Raw genomic sequence first — 24,523 nt, 5'->3', positions numbered from 1 at the left:
AACTCAACTCAACAGTGTCTAATTATTGACGAACTCGATTTTCAGAGAGGCATGTGTCTGCGATCGCTGTCAATTGAACCAGGAAATGATGCAATCGTTCCGTTTTGATTATCAACCACAGAACTGGAGTTGGATGCTGGAATGGTGGAGTTGGATGCTGGAATGGTGGAGTTGGATGCTGGAATGGTGGAGTTGGATGCTGGATTAGCATATACACCTGCAAACGTTGATACTATTATCAGCGAAAAAATTATTATATTTATTGACAATAGCACTAAACCGTCAGTTCTTTTGCCTTTTTTAAATAGATTTCTTATCATACAGTTGATTGACTCGGTAAATAGATAAATTTTGTCTTGAAAATATTATACTCCAAGGTTCTTAAATTCTAAAAGTATAAGAATAATAGAAAATATTGGAGATCATGAAAAATTATTTTGAAGGATTTTATTGCAGAGACGACCTTCATTTACAAGTAATTAACAAAGATAGTAACCGAAAAATCCTAAATGCATTAAGGGAGGCTTATCCAACAGGATTGTCCGTTGAAGAATTAAGTGAAGTTACTAAATTACCAATAAAGACAGTGTACGCTCAAAAGGCCGAGCTTTATAGAGAATATTACATTAATCACGTGGAAGAAGAGAAAAAGAGTCAAAGAGGCAGGCCGTCAAAGAGACAAGATCCATTTATTTTTCGAAAACGAGCTAGATTGGTTATAGAGGAATTGTTTGGTATCCATGACATATATGAAGGTAATAAGCCGGTTCCTTTACCTCCCGGTCACAGTATATTTAGCGAGGGTTTTGCCGATACATTAACAAAGCTCACATTAAGAGAAGAGAAAAACGAGTTGTTTGTTACTCTGTTAGACTACGTAAGAAAAGTCCTCTCACGAGCATACAATAATGAAGAAATCAAGGAAAAATGGGCACCAAGCAATGAGAGTAATTATTGTTGTACGCAATGCGGACTTAACCATGAGGCAAGAGACTTTTTTAGAGCAACCCTAATGAATCTGATAGACGAATTTGAACAGAGTAAATACTTTGTCGATTTTTTGAAGAATCAAAATATGTTAACCCAACAATCATATGAAAAAATCGAATCAGCTATAAAATAAATGACTGAACACTAGATGTCAAAAGTAACACTATCATATATTTTCTATTCTTCTCAATAAGGAACAATAAAAACATAAAATAACTGTTTAGATAAAAAAACTCAAATTAATTGAAAAGAAGTTGATGATGCACTAAACAATATCACTTTACGAAAAAAACGTTATTTCTACTAAATACCCAATCAGTTTTGAGTGTTAATCTCAAGCAATGTCAATGTAGATTTAATATCGTCTAACCGTCTAATAAGTAAAACTTTTCTCTGCAAGTCTTCTTTGTCATTTGCATTAACCTTTACAATAATATCATAAACCCCATAGACACGATATGCCTTGTCCACATATTCTAAATCTTGTATATGTTCCATCACCTTTGCTTCAGATCCGAGTGTGCAATTTATTAGAACAAAGGCATTATGTTTCATATTCTAGTGATCAGTGGTATTAAATAAAACTGTTATCTTTCTAAAAATAGTATGTCTATTTTCTACGTGCGGTTATTGTGTGTGTGTGATCTACGTACCACCTAATACTGTCTTTAAAGCTCGACCACCAATCCATAAATCCATCGCTGCTCTCTGATTCAAAAAGCAGGAAACCATTGTATTCAGTTCCCCAAGCGTGGCTATATTCGCCCATTAATTCAATCCCTTGTGGGAGACTTCTCTTCATTTCTCTCCACTCCTCGTTTGCCTTTTTCGCCTCCTCAGGAGTCATTGTCTTGAATCTATAAAAGACTAAAAAAGTAGCACTCATAGTGTTAGTTATAACGATCACATTTTAAGTTTTACTATGCAATTCATACCTCTAGGTAGAATTAAATTCAATAAGAAACAGAATATTCTAATAGGCTAAATTGAAAGGTATTAGTTTAAAGATCTAGTCGTTTTCAAAAGTACTGATTAAGCAAATTTTATTTTGTGAAACAGTGGAAAGTTTGACCTGATTAGATCTCAAGAAAAATCGGGATAATGCCAAATCTAAACAATCATGGAATGGCGTTTACGATATTTGTACCTATAGTTTGTTTAATAATAATTTAGAAAATGATTGACTTATTTTTATCTTGATGCAAATTGAAAGACCATAAAAATAATTGATTGGAATAAACTCATCTAAACGACTTAATTATGAGAATATAGTTCTGATCTAAAGTTCAAGAGGGAACAATATAATAATAACATTATATATTATATTTACTACATCTTATTCTCTTAGTGTAAGAGCTATAAAATGTGCAGTCAATAGCAGGATCATGATTCTGTTTTACCTCATCGTTCTGATTTCTTTAGCAAAATTGGTACCACTCATTCTAATCAATTTGGAATCGGTTAAAACGACCGCATAATAAATAAGTTCCAGAAAGCTCTTGAGCTCGGTATGAATAGATAAAACAAGCGACTTCATAGTAGTTATTCTCCAAATATTTTGTAATAATCCTTGCTTGATCTATATCATCCTCGTACATAAGAACAAATTTTATTATTTAAGAGACATATCTAGAAATAAGTTGGCAGACTACATACCATTGGTGCTGAACCCTGATAAATTAGTTCTAAGGGTAGATTGGTATGTCCCTATTACATAGATATTAATGGTATTTACAAATAATTTCAAAACTTTGGGTTATTTACTTTTGATACTTTTATCACGGCATTTCCAATTATATGGTCTTTTTAATAGTAATTGCCCAAATACTAGAAGATCCCACGGAGCTCAACTACAAAAAATGGAAGATCAGTACCCTATGCTGCATTGAAATGCGAATACTATAGATTTGACCAAAGTCTGAGATTTAGTCCGTATTCCCTTTAATTTTGATTTCAAAGACACCTCGTATTTTTATCTAGTCCAAAGTAATATCCTAATATTAATACAATTACACTAAATATTTTTTTGGAAATCTATGAGACTTTACATAAACTACAAGTCAGAAATTCCGAATTTTGTGTAACAAGAATTACACTTAAATTTTTCTTTTCCTGGAATATTGGATACCACATCCAGCGGTCCTTTTGACCTACAATTAGGACATTTCCCATAGATTGTTTTTTTCGTATTATGTTAAAATAGAGATGATTATATAAACTGTTTTGACATAATGATTGACATGTTTCATTAGTCGAAACCTTAACTATTAATTTCATTTCCTATTATTGGATTTCCAAGATTATTCGTTCCGATTTACCGCATCACCTAAATACTAAAAATGATAATTTAGCCAAGGATATTAACTATGCAACAAACCCTACCCTTAAAACGAAAGGGTATCATAAATATTCATATCTGGATCATTTATACCAATGATAGACATTAAAAGTCAATCCCAAGCAAATATTGAAAATCTAAATCAGATTGCATATTCAAATTTGCAGTTGACATCCTTTAAACGCTGTTTGATTTTGTGGTAAACCCATGAGTAGTTTTGGTCGCTCCCCATGATTTAATTGTAAACGCCCTAACAAAAACAACAAAAACGTACAACACAAACGAATTGTAAAGCGGTATAAATATTGCATATTTAAGTCCAGTCCACCCGTATTCTTTTGCCAACACAGTCACTTGAACCACCCAAATAAAGGCCGTGAGCAAAAGCCATTGGTTAATCGTAATTGCAGCATAGTTAAAAGGGAAATATCCAAACACTAAATTAAAGATCATACCAAATCCAATGGTCAAAAAAAGACCTAGCGCAGTCAATATTACTATAGGACTCAGCCAAAAAATGATCCCTAGTATATCGGTAGGTTCGCATACTTGATTTTTCAAAAGATCAATGAACCCTTTGGCCCACCGGGCTCTTTGCTTTAATAATATATCTATGGTTGGGGGTTTTTCATCATAATTAATACATTGGGGTGCAAAAACTATTCTATAACCTTTTCTCAATAATCTAGAAGTAAGTTCATAGTCATCTACCAAATGGTTGGTAAACCCTCCGACTTCCTGAAGAATATCTTTTCTCAAAATGTAACCTGTTCCTCCAAGTCCCCCTCTTTTATCCAGTGCAGTCCTGGCAGTCATATAAGGGGTGGACCATAAGTCACCTTCGATCGACAATAATCTAGTAACGAAGCTATAATTTCTATTACTTGGGACATATCTTCCTTGTACAGCGGCGTATTTTTCTAGTAATGGAAGCCCCTTCTCTACAAAGTCAGGACTCAAAATTCCATCTGCATCGAGAACTAAAATGTATTCTCCTTGAGATTTCGAAACTCCATAATTTAGTGCTATTCCTTTTCCAGAGTCTTTAGTCTTATAGTCAAGTGGCTTTACTCGAGGATCTTGAAAAGAAGCTTCGGCAAAAGTATTATCACTGCAGTTATGACATACGACTATAATTTCGGTATTTTGATATGTTTGTTTTAGTAATTCTGTAACTGTTTTTTTTATTACTGTGTCTTCATTGTGTGCGGCTATTACTATAGAGCATAAACTATTCTTTTTAATAATCGCATCTTTGAAATTTTCGTATGCTTTTTGTTGAATAGATTTCACCTTCTTATCCATTGCAAGATAGGTAATGAGTATAAAACATGTTACTGCGGTATAAATAATTATAATGATTAATGGTAGCAATGTCACATAGTATAGATTTACATCGGTATCGATCAGAATTTCGTTTCCCGTATTCCAATAATAAACCGTATTAAGTATTACTGTGAGCCATATTACCAGTAATACAGAATACATAAATTTCCATTTCTTGTCTTTCAACGAGGTTCCCCGAAAAGAGCTTGAGTATTTTTCCAAATAGGATTATTTGTGATTGAAGATATGATCATGTCAAACCAATTTTCCACTTTTATCTGTTGAACCAATCTAGCAGAATTATCGTTAACATCTACAGCTCGCACCTGTATTTCTGTAAATGGTGGAACAACCTTAACAAGGGCAATATATTCTTGATTTTGTTCCTTTGCCAAATAAGTTTCTATATTCTTGTTACCCTGAGTGAAGTTTATACCTCTAAGCTTCAATGGGGATTCATCCTCTATTTTTAACTTCAATACGTTATTACCCTCATATAGGATATCAGTAGTTATAATTATTTTTGGAGGAGTAGTATCATTACTTGTATTACTACTACAGCACTCAGGGCCAGGAGGACCAGGAAGAGGCAAAGGCTGCATCACCCATTGTGCATATGACGAATTATTACTATAAAAAAAAAGTAAAAGGATAAAAAAGTAACATGGTATAAACATTAGCACAATGTATATACTATGTTTCATTTTAGTATGAAAAAGGAAATGTCCATATATTTAGGTACCTTTATTCGCGTCTATTGATCGGTTTATCTGTGGAACATTCTTTATGAGTAGCACAATCTTTAATTCCTATCAAGTAATTTTACCTATTATTATTTTAGCTCAGATTGCAGTATTTCTAGAATGTTTTGAGCCACATTTTCACCATACGGATTCCTGTTTATAGTAGTGGAAAGCATTGTTTTTATGACCTCATCCAAGTTACCCTCTCTGTCTGGCGGAAATAAAATGTTGGCCTTAAGTAAGATAGTTTCCCATCTTGCCGAAGTATGTCTCAGAGTAATACAAGGTTTTTTTATTGTTATAGATTCTTCTTGAATACCCCCAGAGTCTGTCAGTATTAATTTTGATTTTGACATTAGAGAAAGGAAATCCATGTATCCGAGTGGTTCTATCATTGTAATGTTTGAAGGAACATTAATGTTGAAGAGTTGCAAGTTCTTTTTTGTCCGGGGATGAACTGGAAACACAACAGGATGATTAGTAGAGGCAATATGATTCATAAGTAGTCTGAGATTTTGAGGATTATCGACATTTTCTGGTCTATGCAAAGTTAACAAGAGATATTCTTGGGGAATAGATACTGGAAGTTTTTTTGAAATTGCAATACTTGAGAGATCTTTACAAACATCCACTATTAAATTTCCAGTAGTAAAGATTTTGCCCCTTGTATTTTCATATGATAGGACGGTCTGTACAAAAGTTAGATGGAGAAAAGAGATAGTCAGACATTTCATCTATACGTATTCTAAGGGGTTCTTCGGGTACATGCAGGTCAAAATCTCTGACGCCAGCTTCAACATGAATAATTTTACTCTTGATATCTTCAGCCGCTAAGGCCGCAGCCATGCTAGAATTAGTGTCGCCATAAACTAGGACAAAATCGGGGTTGATCTCTCTTAGTACAGGTAATAAATTAGTTCTAATTGTGGAAATATCTGATGAATTTGATTGCAAATCATAATCAGGCTTGACCTTTAATTCATCAATGAAGATATCGCTCATATTTGGAGAAAAATGTTGACCTGTATACACAAATTTGTGATCAAAGTTGTTATTTAACAACGGAATCAAATATGCTAGTTTGATTATTTCAGGTCTAGTCCCTGCGATAGTAACTAATTTCATTTTAATTGTTTGCGACAAGGTTTATAAAAAGTTATCTTTATTAGAATCCACCTTCTACCAAACCTAGAGTTATTGAATCCAAATGAAAGGTGTTGCATTAATCCTTAATGGCTTAAATTATAGAGGATGTGAATGATAGTCATCTGAGAGTTAGTGATATCCAAAGAAAATCATCAGTAATTTAATCATACAGATCATTCTCTGAACCATCAAAAGAAACAGAAGATTCTCATGATATATTACATACCAATACTATTTGTAATTTCTTTAATCCAGACCCTATCAATTTTGGTTTCAATAGTTTATAATTTCAGGCGACACTGTGCCTCCTCTCAATTTGTTAGGCGATCTAAAAGTCTTGGTTGGAAATAGATCCTCAAATAAAATAAAAATCGAGTAGTTCGTACTTAAGGAGGCCATACTAGCGATCGGTTAAAAATGAAACTTGCTATGGAACGGTCGAATTAGGATTGTGATTTAAGAGCGTTCTATTTCATTTGCGAAAGCACATTTTTTGTCCGAATATAATCTTTGGAGTCCCATGGGATTCATAAAAAATTAAAGATCTGCCTAATCCTCTACCTATAATTTTGCCCAATAATTAAATTTTCTTGTGGAATAATTATTGTCTGATTAGGTAAGGTCGGTTTGTTACTATCAAAACCCTCCAGAGTACCTGTTTTGATGGCAATGGTAGCATTAGTAACACTATATGTAGGATTATTTAACAAGGGATTTAGTACTGCAGAGGTATTTGTTATATGGTAATTTTTAGAGGTGGCCCCATTTTCAATGTCTTGACTTGCCCCTTGAGAAGATAAGGCAGTATATGTAGATTCGTGAACCTTATATGTTGTGGTCAAAGATGTAGTCTGAGAGAATGCAGTATCGAAATTAGATTTTACAAATATCAAAGAAAATAAGATAATAATAGATACCAGAAATACTAATCCCATAGAATCTAATTTGTAATCTGAGTTAGTCATTTTGGTTTAATCCATTCTGACAATTTTAGAACCATTCTCATCAATGTAGTGTATGTTTCCAGCAGAATCAATCTCTATAGCAGATGGTTTCTCCTGTAATTTCCATTCAGTAAATTCACCTGAAAATGGTATCAATCTTGCAATTGTGTTGGCATTGCTTTCTATAAAGTATAAGTTACCGGTAGTACTATCAAATTCAACTGAACTGGGATGGCTATTAGCAGTTGGTATATTCCATTTTGTAATGGTGTTAGTATCCACATTGAGTCTTCCTATTGCATTTGAGCTACTATCTGCAAAGTAAATTTCATTGCTGCCACTAAAGCCTAAAGCAATCGAATTTATGCTGGTGGAATTTGACTGGATAGCCCATTCTGTAATAGTGTTAGTTTGCGGCACAAGTCTTGCAATTGTGTTTGAGTTACTTTCTATAAAGTACACGTTACCATTTGACGGGTCTATATTCACTGAGCTGAATTGCCTAGTGTTGTCATTTGCCGCGGAGTTATTGCCTGCAGATGAATCAGAAGAATTTGACTGGATAGCCCATTCTGTAATAGTGTTAGTTTGCGGCACAAGTCTTGCAATTGTGTTTGAGTTACTTTCTATAAAGTACACGTTACCATTTGACGGGTCTATATTCACTGAGCTGAATTGCCTAGTGTTGTCATTTGCCGCGGAGTTATTGCCTGCAGATGAATCAGAAGAATTTGACTGGATAGCCCATTCTGTAATAGTGTTAGTTTGCGGCACAAGTCTTGCAATTGTGTTTGAGTTACTTTCTATAAAGTACACGTTACCAGAAGAATGATATTTAATTGAAGTAGGAAGGCTGTTGGCTGTAGGTATATTCCATTCAGTAATTGTATTACTTCCCGAATCAAGTCTTCCTATCGTGTTTGAGCTACTATCTGCAAAGTAAATTTCGTTACCACTAAATGAACTAGTAAGTGCAAAACCGCTACTTTGATTGTCAGGTAGCGGAAGTGCCCAACTTTTAATGACAACTATATTCTGATCTGAAGGAATTGCGAATACTTCAACAGGGCTAATACAAAAGGAAAAAGCAATTACTAAAAGACCCAATAAAATAAATATTTTCAATTTATAGACACTATTAAATTATTTTATATATAAATATTCAGAGGACCATGTTTTTCATATTCCCACCAAGTTTTCAGTAAAACAGGTACATGTCATGAATAAACACAAATAGATTGTTCTCCTATAACATGAAATCAAACATTTTATATTTCACAGGGAAGGTACAATGAGTAAAGCGTATGGACAAAGGCTCTAAAACGGCCATAAAAGTAATAGATGAATGCTCTTGTTTTTTTACATTTTATATTTCCGATATCAATATTACATTTCTCTTCAAGTAGATCCACACATACTGTATTAGACTGATTGATGCATGGTAACATCAATACGACTAATCTTGCGTAATTATGAAAACCTACGATTATTAATAATATATTTGAAACCAAACGGTGGGTAAAGATCTTCCTAAGGTCTTATGGTATTTAGGTCGGTCACAATAGTGAGTCTCAAGTAGAATTCATCGCTTAGACATGAGTACAAAAAATTACACATCCTAAAAATGAATTTGTTTTCGTAAACTGATAAAATCTTTATATCCGCTGTTAATATACTGATTGAAGTCGTAATACAGGATTTTACAAGAATTTGACATTTACAAAAAACATTGTTATTTTGGCGAAACGTCCATGTTGTTATATAAAACATATGCATCCTCCGAATACATTGCTACTGAGCCAGAAGCCATCTTTGGAGACATCTCCTGATCGATATAGTCTATAACTAAGTCGCCGTTGACGTATACCTGGATGTGATTGTCAACCATATTGATCTTTACATTATTCCAAGTATTCAGCTTCATTTGTGGAGTGGATTTTGTTTCTAGGAATTGTTGTCCATCCACAGGATCTGTACAGCTATCGCAATCTTTCTTGCCTAACTCTATTCCATTGGGCTTAAATAATAGAGAATAATGATGAAATCGATCCACATATCTAAAATCAATCCAACCAACTTCCCATACATTGGGTGGAGAGTTTAGCCTCAATTGTTTTACAGTATTTATATCAAACTCCATTTCAAAATCACAAAATTTGTCTGTAGACTTGACCAATGCAGCGTGAGTATGAGTATCATATGGTGTTGATGATGCATTAGGTTTAAGATAAAAAACGGATTTCCCACCCACTTCTTCAACTCCCGTCGAACCATATCCAGAGTAAACATTTTGCCACTCTCCGTTGGGTGAAATCTCACCTTCACCCAAAAAATACGGGCTATCAAAATTATCATATAAATGCACATCACATGAATCTTCGATGGTGGCTTCAATCTCTCGGGTTGATAATTGTAATATAAATATGATCGAGAACAAGTAAAAAATGATAAAAGCAATCATCGATGATCTTGCATTCATTTCGCTCTTAAACTCTGATAAAGAGTTTGAGTAATGCTTAATATTAAAGTATAACCATTCAAATTCTATTTTGATATTCTAATATTATTTTATCATACAGAATTAACTTTGAAAAAGTCATTATGTTTATAACTGATTGGACGTATTATTCTAAGTAGGTTGAACCAAAAGTATAGTGCATTCTTAAATTCAAAACAGCGTAAATTATTAGGGATTGTTGTATGCCTTATTGTTACTTCAGTTGTTTTATTTGATAATGGTAATACTGTATATTCTATAACACATGGAAAAATTTCTGGTACCGGTTATGGAAATAATGGAGAACGTTTTGGTTCTTTTGTAGCATGTTCCGAGCCTGATGTGGTCCACTATTTTAAAGGATCAAATATCCATTTTGAAACATCTTTAAGCGACGATTCTGCGATACGTGATAATTCCGATATTTCTCTAGGGTTCTGGGTAATTGAGTTCATATCAGATAATTCGCAAAGTCCAATAAGAATCGGTGGGCAAATAATAGAATCAAATCTGAATGATGAAACTTATACGCTTCTTGGAGAAAAAACCTTTGACGATGTATGCAATAACGTAGGAAATGCGATTACGCTGACAGGTGGTTGTGGAGAAAATACGAAAATATGGCTTTCAAATTCAAATAACGAGGAAGTCGGGTCAGTTACCCCGCCAAATGGTGACAAAATAGATTATTTGTTTGGATCAGAGGTAAATTGTTTTTAAGAGTCTATCCATTGTTGCCATCTTAAGCATGCATAATCGCACAGCATAGTAATTTTATTTTTATACACTCCAAACAGAGACAATTGCCTGCTAGTCTATCCCTTCATTATTATTAGCTCTAGTAATTAATGCAGCACAGACAGTAGATGGTCTTTGCAGTTATTATCTCTCCAATAACAGCTCTAAAAATTAGTAAAACAATGCCTATTTGGCGTTGAATCCCGATTCAATATAAGAGTCCAAAATTTGCAAAATCCTGCGATATAGTTCATATCTTAACCAGATAAGGAATCCACAACATATTGTATTTAGGTTAGAAACAAGCTTAGCTTAGTAGTATCCATATTAGAAAATTGTGTGTATTATTAGAAAGGGTAAACTAAAACATGACAAAAATACTGTATAACAAATCATATCGTAAATGATTAGATCAGGATATTAGAAAATTTATTTGGGTTTAAATTGTATTATTCCATATTTGAGGAATCGTCTTCATTATCGCTTGAGGAATCGTCTTCATTATCGCTTGAGGAATCGTCTTCATTATCGCTTGAGGAATCGTCTTCATTATCGCTTGAGGAATCGTCTTCATTATCGCTTGAGGAATCGTCTTCATTATCGCTTGAGGAATCTTGACCGTTTATTCTTATATTCGTGACCATGCTGTCGTTTGGTACGGGAATAGACAATTCATTATATTTTGGTGAAGAGTTGTCTAACAAATAGTCAGTAATATCATATGTGTTTTCTCCGTTTAAAGGTGATGCCACTGTAGCGTTTACGTTTGTAACGTCACTAAGCAGGGATTTAGGAATTTTTATTTTGAAAAGCGAATAATTATTACTGGAATTGTCTAGTTTCTTAACAGCATTATTTTGTATATCAACCCCTACATATTTCTGGTAACCTGCAAACACATTATCTATTGCAATATTATCAGGATAATCCACTTGTATTGAATATAATATTTGGTCGGGGTCATCTTCAATGACTGAATCCAATCTATAAATATGGTAACCACCATAGTAAATATCTCCACTTGGAGTTTGAGTTAATCCAATGATCGATTCAAATGGATAATTATTAACTTGAATATATTTTTCAGAAACTATTGTTTCCGGGTCATTATGGGTCGTTATTTGAGAACTTATTTTTTTGGTTATATTATCAATTTTAATACTATATATGTCGCCTGTATAGGTGGCGACAAGGAAAGTGTCTTTTAGGGAGGGAAAGTGCTCACCTGTATAATAAATTGTTTGTGTTGGGGCAATTGAATAATAATAGGTACGCAGAGGTTTTATATCGACTGTACTATTCGATACACTCCAATGTAGATTTTCAGGTTGAAGATTTGGAAATCCGTAATTGCCTCCTTTCTTTATGACATTAATTTCATCAAATAGTGCATCACCGTTTTCGCTAAATACTCCTATGTCATTCTTCTCGTCAAATGCAATTCCAAATATATTTCGATGTCCCATTGTATACACTGGAGAATTTGGAAACGGATTATCTGATGGAATGGTTCCATCTTTATTAATTCGAAGTATTTTTCCAACCAATATATCTTTATTTTGTGAATATATTGAAGATCTGGCATCTCCAATAGAAATATACAACTTATCGTCAGGACCCATGGCGAGCGCGCCTCCGGCATGAAACGCCGCATTGGAAGGGATATTATCAAAAATAACGGTCTCGTTAAAAGCTAAATTATCTTTTTCAGTGAATCTCACCACTTGATTTATAGGTTTACCGTTATCATCATAAGTGGAATAATACACATAAACAAAATGGTTATTCTCAAATTCGGGGTCTATAGCCAATCCCAGCAATCCAGTCTCCCAATTGACATCCAAATCGTCAATTACAGCAAATGGTCTGTTTAACAAGATATCATTCTGCAGAATTCTTATCTTTCCGGTATTTTTTTCAGAAATGAATATTTTTCCATCTGGAGAAGTTACCATGCTAGAAACCATAGTTAGCATTCTTCCATTATTTTTGAAGATAGATGAATCATTCAAAGTGTTATCGAATGTCCAGTGCCCAACTAGGTCGTCCGAATCGGAGATCAATTCGTTATCATTATATATTTGGCTTATTTCAGTTGGGGACAATGCTTTATCGTAAAAACGGACATCGTCAACTATGCCCTGAAATTTGGTGCACTCTGAACAATAGGATGCAACACCAACGTGAATTGGCAAATTTTGAGTGGGAACATATGTTCCATTATACTCAATACTTTCGAAAAGACTTCCATTACCATAGATCCTAATGTCTGAACCATCAAATGTGGCAACTATATTGGTAAATGTCGAATTAGAGATGGGAAGAGGGTTGGACATAAAAGGCTCATTTCCAAGGTTAGATGTTAACCCAAAACGAATGGCTTGATCCTGTGCATTATTTGTGCTAAAAAACCAGCCCTCGTCCTGATTATAAGTAGTATGAGAAATAACGTGTGCAGCTGGTGTAGATTGAATCGGCGTACTATTTTTTTTACCCAAAAAGAGATAGAAAACTCATCAGATTGATAAGCGGTAATGTTAGACATCTCTACAAAATCCCTAAATTTATCCCTGAATTCTACTGCACTACCATTTTTACCCTCCACATAATTAGGCTCTCTTGTTATCGGAGTAATCTGATCGCTTGTAGAATCTACAGAATATCCTTCGAATTCATTTTTAGATAAAGCACATTGAACGGATTCGCGATAATCCTGACAGCTATAAAAACTAGTTTTGTTAGATATAGATTCATTTTCCACATCGTTACCACTACCACTAACAATCGAAGGTGAAAAGATCAAAAAAGGAATAAACACTAAAATCAAAATAATAAAATAGAGTATGTATTGCTCTGAATGTCTGTGATTCATATAGTTATTTATATTGAGACATTTTAGATCCGACAAATATAAGTTTTTATACTTCAATAAGACGCGGCTAACTTACAAATTAATAATCTGTTGTTACGAGGATTTGTCATAATATTCAATCAACAAGATAGAGCCTTGACATACAATTGTTAAAAATGTATAGAGAATAGTCACCGAAATATACAATATTATCCTTCGTAAGATAATAGGGGTCTGAACTAGGTTTTTCTACCGACAAGAGTTACAGTATATTCTAAATGTCGAAACCAACCAAGATATAGATACCCATTCAGCAATCAATTGACAATAAAAGTAGGTTTTACTCTTTGACTATATGTGACAGAATATCAAATTAAACATGTATGTTTCCACTGTTAGGGATAGATAACCCGATAATTTGTCTGTATGAAGGCACTAAAAACTATTCAGAACCATAACAAAACTGACTCTGTTTTGAAATTTGTTAGATCCAACATGAACCATGCAACTTTCTGCTTAAATGAAGAGATATTCCTAAACGTAATTTCTAAGCCAAGCATCAAGACACGGCAGCACTCCTTTCCACAAATCATAGACAAAATATTGTTTTTATAGACTAATTGATAAATCATTACCTATGGCTATTGACATTGAACAAGAATTGAATCATTTAGGATATCCGTTTGAATCAGAAGGTACCAGAAACTTACAAGTGACAAGTTTTTCTTCCATTAGTGATGCGGGATCAACGGATATTAGTTTTTGTTATTATGAGGGAGATAAAGCTATAAATTATATCTCCAAATCAAATGCTGGAATTATTTTATGTAAGCAATCAATAAAGGGCAAAATTAATCCCAAAAATGAACAAAAACTCTATTTTCTAGACAACCCTCGACTTGTATTTGTTCAATTGTTTGATAAATACAGTAAGGATACCGAAACAAAAGAAGTGTCCCAATACTCAATAATACATGACTCCGCTAAGGTGGGTAGAGGTTGCTCTATCGGATCTTACTCTGTAATCGATAAAAATTGTGTCGTTGGAGATAATTGTATTATTGGCAGTCGAGTTAGCCTAAAAAATTGTGTCGTTGGAGATAATTGTATAATTCAAACAGGAACGGTAATAGGAGAGGCTGGATTTGCCTATGAAAGATATGATACCAATGAACTATTACAATTTCCCCATATTGGAAAAGTTATAATATCTGATAACGTGGAAATTTGTGCCAATTGTTCTATTGCAAGAGGTTCTTTGTCAAATACAATAATAGGAAAGGGCACAAAATTGGATGCTTTGGTACATGTAGCACATAATGTAAAAATAGGAAAGAATTGTGAATTAACAGCAGGTACAATTATTGGAGGAAGTACAACGGTGGGAGATTCAACATGGACTGGATTAAATTCCACTCTTAAAGACAATATCAGAGTAGGTGATAATGTAATAGTAGGGGCGGGCGCGATGGTAATTAAGGACGTCGAGAACAATGATATCGTAGCAGGAGTACCTGCAAAGTCTATAAAAAATAAAACAAATACCAATTTAACTTTTTTAATGGCTGGTCAAAAAGACTAGTTTTTGTTTACTTTCAATCATGTTTTTTTTTTGGAATATTTACTGTCTAATTTGTCAGGCATAGTCATACACTCCGGATATTTTGTTTTATATTTCTATATTTTCGAATCACTCTGTTGATTTGAGGTTACTATCACAATCTTTATAGACGATTACTGTTACAATTCAGAACTAACTTTGACCCTTTGATTTACAAGATAAATTCTATAATATTTCTAGAAGGTGTAAGATCGGCAGAAGGTCTTCTTGTAGGTACCAAAGTATAGGCATTGTTTATCATCATTTTAACTACTTCAAATGCTTCCACCTGAGTTATGTTTGGATCAAGCCTGGTTTGTATTGCTCTATATTCTGCTAGAGCCTTTACTGAATTAGAACTTAGGAAAGCCTTTGAATTTTGGGATCCATAAAGTTCTATTAATCTTATTTTTTCAAATATTACGTCAGATATATCGCTATAAAGGACCGGTAAAAAATTTTTAGTGGATGGATTCTCGTATGCCAATATATTAGGTGTAAACCGTCCCGCCTCAATTGTTGCTTCGCCTATCGCTCTATGATCATGATGGTTGTCACTTTTTGGGTGTGTATATATAATATCTGCCTGTGTTTTTCGGATAAAGAATTCAATTGAGTTAATTAATTCTTTGGTTAAATATACAGCAGAATCTTCATAATCATCTATCCATAATGCTTTGGCACCTATATATTTAGCTGAACTTATTATCTCATTAGAGCGTTTTACTACGGAACCAGCACTGGATCCTCGAGTTACTATATACATAAATACGTTTACCCCATTTCTAGCAGCTTTCAGTAGCGATCCCCCACACCCGAGTTCAATATCATCAGGGTGTGCTCCAATCGCTAAAATATTCACACGAATGATGTAATATATCCCTATTTTAAATTAATGTGATGAATACAAATGAATTAATATTTCCCTAACTACCATAAACTACGAAATATTCCAATTATCTCGATTTATAATTTAGGTATGCTATTGTTCTTCTTTACAAGAAATTGATCGCACAAACATTATTTTCATTTCCATTATTTTTAATGCTGGTCTTTTGTTATTAGAGAAAGAAATTAATGAAATCTAATCAGCCATAGAATTAGCAGATTGCAAGTCTTCTTGAAGAATGGAATGAAAATCAATAAGCCTGAATTTCGATCAAGAAGTAAGAAACCGATTTTGTTTCTTCAATAAAAGTTTGTGTATTTGCCTATTTCGTTATAGCATGACGATCCATAATCAACTTTTATGGAGTCATTGAGTTGGTTATATATTTGCCAAAATTATTTCGTTACGATAGTTATTAATAGCATAACAAAATTAATCAAATATATGAAATGTACTTCCAATAGGATTGACAATCTTGAAATTGATTCTTAAACAAATGTTTAAAAATTTCTATAAAAATTTAAAAAATGGCTCGAGTAAAGGATTTCATCAGCATGTTTTGAATATGTTGATTATTTTCATCATCAATCAAAGGTGTTTTATTAAATTTCTTTAATAATTATTGAATCGATTTTACAGGAGATGTAGAAGATATTGCAAATGTTTTTATCTTATTGCCAGGAATTATAGGCTATTTTTCATTTTCAAGAATCTCCTCTATGTTACGAGTAAGATAATTACCCAAAGTTGTAAATATGAATGTGGTCGTCGGGGAGTATACGATCAAGTCAAATGGACCATAAGAATTTTGATTTTCTATAAAATGATAATAGTGCTTTGCTTTAAACCCTGATTGAGTTAAATAGTCTTCTAATTACATTAGTGAAAAGAAATTGTTCTTAATTTTGTCAACATAATTATCATGGATTTTAAACTTGTACAGGTCGATACATTTTGCAGAATTCAAATCAAATTTTTGTAGTTACAGTCATTACAAGTGTGTAGTATAGACGGAGTAGCAAATACTTTACGACAATGTATGCACTCAAATCCGAGAACATTATAACAGTTTAAAATCCGCATTTTCTTAATATTGTCTGTTGGGGATTAATTTACAATCTAGATCCTTCTGAAATAATCATGTGTGAACAAAAACAAAATTATCATAGTTTGTATCTAGAAAAGTAGTGAAATGAAAATAAGAAGGAATAGTAAATACCCCAAGACGTTTTGACTTAATAAATAATTGGTAGGTATAAGACGGCCTCGATCAAGCTACATTTGAGATTGGACATGCATTTTTTGATAATAACCAATATTATTATATTATAGTGATAGATAATTATTTTGGAATTAATTTGACTACAAACACAAAACGCCCTATAGGCGTTACAATAATTGCAATTCTAATAATCATAGGCGGAATTGTCCTTTTGATCGGTGGCATTTCACTGATCGGATTGGGCACGCTTTTGTCTATGGGCTCCACAGAGATGATTCAAACAGGAACGAATTCGGCTGACTTGGCAGGAATCGAAGCTTTGGGAATGATTCCAGTCATCATGGGGATTATAATGCTTGTCTTAGGAATTGCATACCTGGTAGTGTCATACGGATTGCTTAAAGGCAAAGGTTGGGCATGGGCCATTACAGTAATAGTAACTATAATTGGTCTCATCATGCAGATCATATCGGCCATTGTTATCGGGTCCGTTACCTCTTCAGTGGTAGCAGGATTGACTAGTCACATAATAGGAATTATAATAAGTGGTATCATTATTTATTACATGTTTAGACCACATGTAAAAGCATTTTTTAGGCAATAACTACCCTTATTTTTTCAATCACATTCATCGATAATTTAATTATAAGAAACACAATCCAATACTTATTATTTAGCAAATTTTCATTATAATTATGAGAAAATTCCTAGAAACATTTAGCGACCGAAATAAAGAAGGTAACCCAGAAAATGGCACCACCAGAATCCAAAAAAATTCAGATAATTCAATCCATTTACAAATATTTTACAACGGAAGTTGGAGGCACGATATTAACTGTAAAGTAAAAACAAACAAAGAATGTAACATCAGTATATAAACAAATTTTTTATCTAACTTTTAGATTATTTATTTATTCAGGATTAGTTAGAAATCAGAAAATACAATAAATGGAACAAAAATGCGTGAGATTTTATGATATAGTATTAGATAAATGCACAGGCAACTGACACGATAATGCTAAAATAGTAATACCAATTTGTATATTCAATTCAATGTCTTAAATTGGAATTAAATTTAAATATATGAACGTAATTATAATATATGATTAAAATTCGAAGCAATTTGAATTTTAGTTAGTAGGTATTTCATGTGTACGAGAAGTCTCCAAACCGCTTCTCGTAGACATTTAAATTTTTATGAGCAAATGTATCTAACAGGATATTATCTAAGTAGATATTTCTGAAAGCTCCAAGGACTAATCGTCAGCAAGATCTGATAGTAAAAGAATTATTTTGAATGGCGAATTGTCAATGTACAAAAAAATTAATGAACTGAATGACCTATTACCGAATTGTCCTTCATATCGATGCAGCAAGGGCACTTTTGTTTAACGCATAGATCTGTGACCTCGTGTTTACAGATTAGACATAAGCATTTTTGATCTTTTAATTGTTGAGATCTTTTTTTCCTATCGACCTTCAAAATAAAGTAAATCCAGATAATAAATAGAAACAAAGCAATCCCAAAGAAAACAAATGAAATCCGAACATTTGCCCTCATTGCAATCAGCAGAATACCAAATAAAGTAAAGCCAATACCAGTCCAGAAGGGCCAGATGGGATAATGTTTACTCAAAGTGAATTACTTATTTCGTCAGCTTTTTATTTTTTCTCATTTGGAGATAGAATTCAATTCGCAATTGGTTCAAGCGCAATTTACTTCTTAAACGCCAAAATAGGATGCGTTTAGCAATTTAAATAATGGAATGCACTCATTGCATTGTAATGAAATCTTACACAGTAGTGGTCATTATTCCATTAGCGATTTTACTTTCCTTATTGCTTTTCTCAAGTCAACAGCAGGATTACTTGAGTCTTGGTCAGAGTGAATTATCAAAAGCTCCCAATACGATAGGAATTAACACTAACATTTCGGGAATAACATGTGATGAAACTGAACATCTAGTATATCATAACCATACTAAACTAGCAATAAATTATGAAAATGGTTCGTTATCTGTTCCAGCAGGTATAGGAATTATTCCCAACGAATGCATATTTTGGTTGCACACTCATGATGATTCTGGAATCGTTCACGTTGAATCTCCTTACGAGACAACGTTTTCGTTGGGACAATTTTTGCAAGTCTGGAATTTATTTGATAATTCATCCATAGTTGATTATATTCTACAAAATAATTTACAAACCAAAGCTTCAATTCTGCTAGAAAACCAATCAGTCGTATTGCCTTCTACTGACGTGATTGATATACCATTGGAAAACAATGCCATAATCACATTGGAGATCGAAAATATGACAAATAAATAACTTGGCAAAACACCATTAACAGACTAGAGACCTGAAAAAAAATCCTGGGTATAGAGTAGAAGATTGAGTGAGTACTCACTGATCTTTTATATACTTAATGGAATCATTTTCATCTTCATCAGATTTACGTAATTTTATTACAATTGTGCCACTCACCTTGTTGAAAATTCTTTGCCTACGCCTGCTTGAAAAGATCAATCCCAATATTATGTCTATAGGCAGAAGAAATGCTTTTCCGAATACTTCTATTGCAATTTTTGCGATATTTGCTCGTTCTCCGAACAAATTAGTAGTCTTAATATGTACAACTCTTTTTCCGATTGTTTGTCCGGTTAAGAATTCCAGCACTACCCAATATATGAAAAAAATCGCACTTGCAGCAAAGTATTCATATGGTTGTTTTATCCCGATTCCATTTTCGCCATCAAAATAAATCCCCCAGAACGGAAAGGAATATTGTGCCGAAAAAACATAAAACAGTATGTTTGTAATTATTGATATAATTATAAAGTCAATGAGCCATGCCACAAATCTATCCTCCCATTTAGCCAATAACAACTCCCTAGAGAATTTCCCGTCAGAATTCTTTGACTTTATATCTTCATTCCCCTTTTCACTCATATATTGAACAACTATTGATAAATTATAAAAAGTTATATATCTGAAAAATTGTCGAGGCCTTTGCTAAATCCAGATTTGCATCTGGCATATTATCACTCTTAAAATATAAAGTCGGAAAGTAAAGAGAAATTCTCGCTATAGTGTGGATGTTAAAAGTTAACTGTTAAAGAAAAAGCTAATTTGGATTCACTGACTGACTGAATTATCTGGTTTTTACCACAATTGTTACCAATCTATACATTGGTATCTTTATTTACTTAAAATGAAAGTTATCTCAGGTTATTGGTTTTTAAAAATATCTTGTAGACAAAATAATGTAGGTAGGTATTGTGACCATTGTGTCGACATCGACTAACTCAAATGATCAAGATAAATAGAGAGAGATATTCGTGATAAAATCACTAAAACATCACTTACTTAGAATTCACAAATCATGTGATTCTGCGATATCAAAAGTAAATATTTTCCCGTGTATATTATTATCACTCTTTATTGCCGCTATTATAGCGCTGGCTTTAGTATCATCGACAATTGTTTCAATGCGTGTTCTACGTGCAAATTCCGGAGTATATTTTTCTCCTGTCTTATAACCTTGAACTATTCTCTCAGTAGCTTCTCTGTCAAGCGGTCCTTGCCCCATTATATCAAAATAAGTAATACCACCTACTTGGTTGTCAATGAGAATTTGTTTAACTGCATTAAAATTATTTTCCTTAACGTAAATAATTAAACCCTTCATGCTTATGGATTTGATTCTGATTTATATAAATATAAATAAAATGATTCTCTTAATTTAATAGACTGTATTTATACTATTCAGAACTAAATGAACTTTTATACTACTGCGGATGCTTACTTTCTTTAAATAGTCTTGTTCACACTGATTTACATACGGATTTTACTACAACTGAATGACAAATTCATAACCATACTAATCCACTGAAGCTTGGCTAGAATTTGATATTTTGCAAGAAATGTGTCAGCTCTAGAATCCTCATATATTTTGGAAGCCCATAAATTTGTTAAAAAAAAGATTGGATTTAATACTCATCTCGATAAAATATTCGAAAATTCATTGATCAAGCTACCGAAATCAGATTTCAATTGATTTAATAATTTGCTAGAATTAGTATCATTCTTAATTAGGGTAACTGTTTGGTTTACAAGATCCATTGAGGCGTTTTTAGCTTGGTTATATGCACCCTTTAACACACCTGGAGTTTGGTTTACAAGATCCATTGAGGCGTTTTTAGCTTGGTTATATGCACCCTTTAACACACCTGGAGTTTGGTTTACAAGATCCATTGAGGCGTTTTTAGCTTGGTTATATGCACCCTTTAACACACCTGGAGTTTGGTTTACAAGATCCATTGAGGCGTTTTTAGCTTGGTTATATGCACCCTTTAACACACCTGGAGTTTGGTTTACAAGATCCATTGAGGCGTTTTTAGCTTGGTTATATGCACCCTTTAACACACCTGGAGTTTGGTTTACAAGATCCATTGAGGCGTTTTTAGCTTGGTTAAAAATATTGTTGACTTTGGTAACATTTGAAGAATTTTGAGCGTGTACCAAAGGACTATAAGACAATAGGCATGCAGAAATTGCTATGAAGACCAAACAGCAAGTTGATTTTGAAACGATTACTCTAGAATTCAATCTAACAATACTACGCACAATCGAGTCATTAAAGTTATTGATAAGAACATACATTACAATCAGTTTATTTTTCATTCAGAATTTATATGGGAATTTTGAAATGATTTAATCATGATATCTCCTCTTTGGACAATTCGATAGAGAAATCAATGACTTGTGTTAAAGTATGTTGTATTTGGTTAAATTTGAGATAATACCTATTGATATGTCAAAATTTCAGTAAATGATTCAAATTTTACTATGATTGATTAAATGTTGATATAATATTACATGGTATACATAAACGTGGAGCTAGAGAACAACAATATCAGTATTGATTCAGAAGAAGAATATTTTAGAAAGTCCTATGCTTTAGAACTACAGAAGAAGAAACAACAAATTAATGATTTTCAACGAGGGTTTAACGAATTAGAGGAAGAAAGAAGACAAGTCAATCAACAAGCAATTAGAACGCCTGGAAGGAGAGGTGAAGTAATCAAAAAGGAAGAAATTGAAAAAGAATTCACCAGGCGATATAAAGAATATAACCACAGACGATAATAATTCCCATAAAAACATTTTAGAACTAATTCTCATACACGATGCTATGGGAATAAATTAACTCGTTAATATTCTTGAAGCAACCCCAAAACATATCGAGTGCTAGGACTCTTGACTCTTAAAATCTATTAAATATTATATTCATCAATTTCGCGTTACACAAATATAAAATAACATTAGATACTTAACTCTAGTATGATTTCACAAGAGGTAAGCAGACAATTATATAATCACCTTAAAGACGTCCGTGGTCAAACAATTGGAGATCTTATGGAAAAACCGGCGTTGATTAAGGAAGACGTTCATGTATCTAAAATCATCGGAACTATGCTCAAAGAAAATTCACATGAAGTTTTTGTACAGATGTCTGACAAAACAGTATACTGTCTGAACATGAGGGACACATTGGTTGCTCGAGATATCAATACTATGAAGTCTTCTACCATAGGTAAGAGAATACCTAGTCTTACTCCATCAGATTCAGTTGGAAATGCAGCAAGAATAATGAGTCTTCACAGATTACGAGCCTTACCTATTGTAGATGAAAACAGTCAAGAGGTTATAGGACAATTATCTTCAAAAAGAATTCTACAATATATATTTGACACATTTGTGAAAAAGAAGCTAAACTTTGACAAAAGAATTATAGCGTCAGACCTTATGACTCCCGAACTTGTCACGATTGGTCCAGAAGATAAAGTGGCAACTGCAAGGAACATCATGATAAAAGACATGATTGATCATTTGCCAATAGTTGAACAAACACAAGATGGCAAGAATATAGTTGTAGGAATTCTAACATCAACTGACATACTTAGAACTCTGATCCCTTCTGAAAGAATTGCCAGAGACGCTATGATATCGGATCACGAGCAGCATCGTCTGGAACTAGCCTCAAGAGGAATCGCGGACAAAAACCTAATTACCATTAGCCCAAACGAAACTATCAATTCAGTTATCGACTTGATGCTAAAATCGAATTCAACTTACGCCTTAGTAAAATCAATGGAGACCGTGTTGGGTATAATTACCTTTAGAGACATAGTAGCTCTTCTTGGCGAACAGGTCGAAAGCGAGATCCCAGCTTACATAATTGGGCTCCCAGAAGATCCTTTCGAATCAGAATTGGTAAAATCAAAATTTACAAATACTATTAAATTATTGTATAAAATTTCACCAGAAATTGTTGAGGCAAGGTGCAAAATCAAGATCAAAGATATTACCGGCGAACGCAAAAGGTATGAGATTTCTGCTAGTATAATCTCACCTTATAGAAGATACTCTTATACCTCTACAAATGAGTACGACATAGCAAAGATCTTTGATGAAATGAGTGATAGCTTTAAAAATCAAATTTCACGTAAAAAGTCCTCAGACAAGCAAAGAGAATCAGTGAGGTACTCACCGAGAGAATGATCCCTTTATTTTGAAAGTTGCGAAACTTTGAATTCATTTTCTAATTATCTCTTCTCAAAGACATTGCAAATACTCAAGTTTCTCCCGTGATTCAGCTTCCATAATAATCAGGGGATAGTAAATGCCTTCATAATAGGAAAATATGTTAAATTAGTTATTGTACTTTGAAAGTTTTGCTAATATTTGTGCCTTTGAAGCTGCGCCTAATATACCATCTACTGCAGTTCCATTTTTAAATATCATCAAAGTAGGTATGCTCTGAATGCCAAATAAACTTGCAACAGTGGGATTTTCATCCACATTTAGTTTTCCGAAAACAACTTTTCCACTTAGTTCATAAGCAAGCTGATCAATGATTGGAGAGACCATCTTACAGGGGCCACACCAGGGTGCCCAAAAATCTACAACCAAATAGCTGTATTTTTGAGTCATCTCGTTAAAATTATAATCGGTTAAGGAAATTGGAGTATTAATTTTCCCGTCAGAAATATTTTGTGATGGGTCGTTCCTAGTTTCTGCAATATCTCTATACTGTTTAAGTTTTTTCTCCATTAATTTTTCTAGCTCTTCATCCCAATTATGCATTGATTATTAGTGATATTCAATCAGCGTATTAAATTTTGGCTATTTAAGATTATGAAGAAAGTATGAATAGTTCTTTTTCATTTCGCCAAG

Annotated in this window: 24 protein-coding genes; 7 read left to right on the top strand and 17 right to left on the bottom strand. The window is 33.3% G+C overall.

The window, feature by feature from the left end; genetic code table 11:
* Positions 1–41 precede the first annotated feature (41 nt).
* Positions 42–269: a hypothetical protein gene (locus ACMT7R_RS02925; RefSeq protein WP_415309937.1), complete on the bottom strand. Its 228-nt coding sequence runs from the start codon at positions 267–269 to the stop codon at positions 42–44.
* Positions 270–424: 155 nt separating this feature from the next.
* On the opposite strand from ACMT7R_RS02925, the gene ACMT7R_RS02920 reads away from it, so the two are divergent.
* Complete coding sequence (locus ACMT7R_RS02920) at positions 425–1,123, top strand: hypothetical protein (protein WP_415309936.1); 699 nt, start codon at positions 425–427, stop codon at positions 1,121–1,123.
* Between the two features lie 182 nt (positions 1,124–1,305).
* Here the strand turns inward: ACMT7R_RS02920 and ACMT7R_RS02915 are convergent, their stop codons facing one another.
* From ACMT7R_RS02915 to ACMT7R_RS02875, 9 genes are all read right to left on the bottom strand, one after another.
* Positions 1,306–1,545 (bottom strand): Lrp/AsnC ligand binding domain-containing protein, encoded by a 240-nt coding sequence (locus tag ACMT7R_RS02915; RefSeq protein ID WP_415309935.1) that lies wholly within the window; start codon positions 1,543–1,545, stop codon positions 1,306–1,308.
* A 55-nt stretch (positions 1,546–1,600) separates the two neighbouring features.
* Complete coding sequence (locus ACMT7R_RS02910; protein WP_415309934.1) at positions 1,601–1,876, bottom strand: DUF3303 family protein; 276 nt, start codon at positions 1,874–1,876, stop codon at positions 1,601–1,603.
* 1,629 nt (positions 1,877–3,505) lie between these two features.
* Complete coding sequence (locus tag ACMT7R_RS02905; RefSeq protein ID WP_415309933.1) at positions 3,506–4,840, bottom strand: glycosyltransferase; 1,335 nt, start codon at positions 4,838–4,840, stop codon at positions 3,506–3,508.
* Positions 4,837–5,247, bottom strand: a complete 411-nt coding sequence (locus tag ACMT7R_RS02900) for a hypothetical protein (RefSeq protein WP_415309932.1) — start codon at positions 5,245–5,247, stop codon at positions 4,837–4,839. Before ACMT7R_RS02900 ends, ACMT7R_RS02905 begins: the two co-directional genes overlap by 4 nt.
* 239 nt (positions 5,248–5,486) lie before the next feature.
* Positions 5,487–6,029 carry a UDP-N-acetylglucosamine 2-epimerase gene (locus tag ACMT7R_RS02895; protein WP_415309931.1) on the bottom strand — a complete coding sequence of 181 codons (543 nt, stop codon included), beginning with the start codon at positions 6,027–6,029 and terminating at the stop codon, positions 5,487–5,489.
* Between the two features lie 40 nt (positions 6,030–6,069).
* A complete protein-coding gene (locus tag ACMT7R_RS02890; protein WP_415309930.1) occupies positions 6,070–6,522 on the bottom strand; it encodes a UDP-N-acetylglucosamine 2-epimerase in 453 nt (150 codons plus the stop codon).
* 578 nt (positions 6,523–7,100) lie between these two features.
* A complete protein-coding gene (locus ACMT7R_RS02885; protein ID WP_415309929.1) occupies positions 7,101–7,508 on the bottom strand; it encodes a hypothetical protein in 408 nt (135 codons plus the stop codon).
* Between the two features lie 6 nt (positions 7,509–7,514).
* On the bottom strand, positions 7,515–8,612 hold the full coding sequence (locus ACMT7R_RS02880; RefSeq protein WP_415309928.1) for a hypothetical protein: 1,098 nt from the start codon (positions 8,610–8,612) through the stop codon (positions 7,515–7,517).
* A 607-nt stretch (positions 8,613–9,219) separates the two neighbouring features.
* Positions 9,220–9,966, bottom strand: coding sequence for a family 16 glycoside hydrolase (locus ACMT7R_RS02875; protein WP_415309927.1), 747 nt, complete (start codon positions 9,964–9,966; stop codon positions 9,220–9,222).
* Positions 9,967–10,125: 159 nt separating this feature from the next.
* On the opposite strand from ACMT7R_RS02875, the gene ACMT7R_RS02870 reads away from it, so the two are divergent.
* Positions 10,126–10,704 carry a hypothetical protein gene (locus ACMT7R_RS02870; protein ID WP_415309926.1) on the top strand — a complete coding sequence of 193 codons (579 nt, stop codon included), beginning with the start codon at positions 10,126–10,128 and terminating at the stop codon, positions 10,702–10,704.
* Between the two features lie 467 nt (positions 10,705–11,171).
* Here ACMT7R_RS02870 and ACMT7R_RS02865 read toward each other — a convergent pair whose 3' ends face one another.
* Entirely contained in the window at positions 11,172–13,169 is a 1,998-nt protein-coding gene (locus tag ACMT7R_RS02865) for a PQQ-dependent sugar dehydrogenase (RefSeq protein WP_415310553.1), read from the bottom strand.
* Positions 13,085–13,594: a hypothetical protein gene (locus ACMT7R_RS02860; RefSeq protein ID WP_415309925.1), complete on the bottom strand. Its 510-nt coding sequence runs from the start codon at positions 13,592–13,594 to the stop codon at positions 13,085–13,087. Before ACMT7R_RS02860 ends, ACMT7R_RS02865 begins: the two co-directional genes overlap by 85 nt.
* A 616-nt stretch (positions 13,595–14,210) precedes the next feature.
* On the opposite strand from ACMT7R_RS02860, the gene ACMT7R_RS02855 reads away from it, so the two are divergent.
* The gene (locus tag ACMT7R_RS02855) at positions 14,211–15,155 is read left to right on the top strand and encodes a UDP-3-O-(3-hydroxymyristoyl)glucosamine N-acyltransferase (RefSeq protein ID WP_415309924.1); all 945 of its coding nucleotides are present in this window, start codon (positions 14,211–14,213) and stop codon (positions 15,153–15,155) included.
* A gap of 190 nt (positions 15,156–15,345) precedes the next feature.
* Here ACMT7R_RS02855 and ACMT7R_RS02850 read toward each other — a convergent pair whose 3' ends face one another.
* Complete coding sequence (locus tag ACMT7R_RS02850) at positions 15,346–16,035, bottom strand: PIG-L deacetylase family protein (protein WP_415309923.1); 690 nt, start codon at positions 16,033–16,035, stop codon at positions 15,346–15,348.
* Between the two features lie 1,385 nt (positions 16,036–17,420).
* On the opposite strand from ACMT7R_RS02850, the gene ACMT7R_RS02845 reads away from it, so the two are divergent.
* Together ACMT7R_RS02845 and ACMT7R_RS02840 are read left to right on the top strand one after the other, a co-directional pair.
* A complete protein-coding gene (locus ACMT7R_RS02845; protein ID WP_415309922.1) occupies positions 17,421–17,888 on the top strand; it encodes a hypothetical protein in 468 nt (155 codons plus the stop codon).
* Positions 17,889–19,069: 1,181 nt separating this feature from the next.
* A complete protein-coding gene (locus ACMT7R_RS02840; RefSeq protein WP_415309921.1) occupies positions 19,070–19,612 on the top strand; it encodes a hypothetical protein in 543 nt (180 codons plus the stop codon).
* 75 nt (positions 19,613–19,687) lie between these two features.
* On the opposite strand, the gene ACMT7R_RS02835 is transcribed toward ACMT7R_RS02840, so the two are convergent.
* The 3 genes from ACMT7R_RS02835 to ACMT7R_RS02825 form a co-directional block, all read right to left on the bottom strand.
* Complete coding sequence (locus tag ACMT7R_RS02835; protein WP_415309920.1) at positions 19,688–20,233, bottom strand: RDD family protein; 546 nt, start codon at positions 20,231–20,233, stop codon at positions 19,688–19,690.
* 424 nt (positions 20,234–20,657) lie between these two features.
* Positions 20,658–20,972, bottom strand: a complete 315-nt coding sequence (locus ACMT7R_RS02830) for a P-II family nitrogen regulator (protein ID WP_415309919.1) — start codon at positions 20,970–20,972, stop codon at positions 20,658–20,660.
* Positions 20,973–21,280: 308 nt separating this feature from the next.
* Positions 21,281–21,967, bottom strand: a complete 687-nt coding sequence (locus ACMT7R_RS02825; RefSeq protein WP_415309918.1) for a hypothetical protein — start codon at positions 21,965–21,967, stop codon at positions 21,281–21,283.
* 195 nt (positions 21,968–22,162) lie between these two features.
* Between ACMT7R_RS02825 and ACMT7R_RS02820 the strand changes: the two genes are divergently transcribed.
* Together ACMT7R_RS02820 and ACMT7R_RS02815 are read left to right on the top strand one after the other, a co-directional pair.
* On the top strand, positions 22,163–22,432 hold the full coding sequence (locus ACMT7R_RS02820; RefSeq protein WP_415309917.1) for a hypothetical protein: 270 nt from the start codon (positions 22,163–22,165) through the stop codon (positions 22,430–22,432).
* A gap of 195 nt (positions 22,433–22,627) precedes the next feature.
* Positions 22,628–23,848 (top strand): HPP family protein, encoded by a 1,221-nt coding sequence (locus tag ACMT7R_RS02815; protein WP_415309916.1) that lies wholly within the window; start codon positions 22,628–22,630, stop codon positions 23,846–23,848.
* A gap of 150 nt (positions 23,849–23,998) precedes the next feature.
* Here the strand turns inward: ACMT7R_RS02815 and trxA are convergent, their stop codons facing one another.
* A complete protein-coding gene (gene trxA, locus ACMT7R_RS02810) occupies positions 23,999–24,433 on the bottom strand; it encodes a thioredoxin (RefSeq protein ID WP_415309915.1) in 435 nt (144 codons plus the stop codon).
* Between the last annotated feature and the right edge of the window lie 90 nt (positions 24,434–24,523).

Origin of the sequence: Candidatus Nitrosocosmicus sp. FF01 (assembly GCF_047711275.1) — an archaeon.
Taxonomy (GTDB): domain Archaea; phylum Thermoproteota; class Nitrososphaeria; order Nitrososphaerales; family Nitrososphaeraceae; genus Nitrosocosmicus.
Note: the sequence above shows the minus strand (reverse complement) of the source record. Positions and strands in the feature narration are given on the sequence as shown.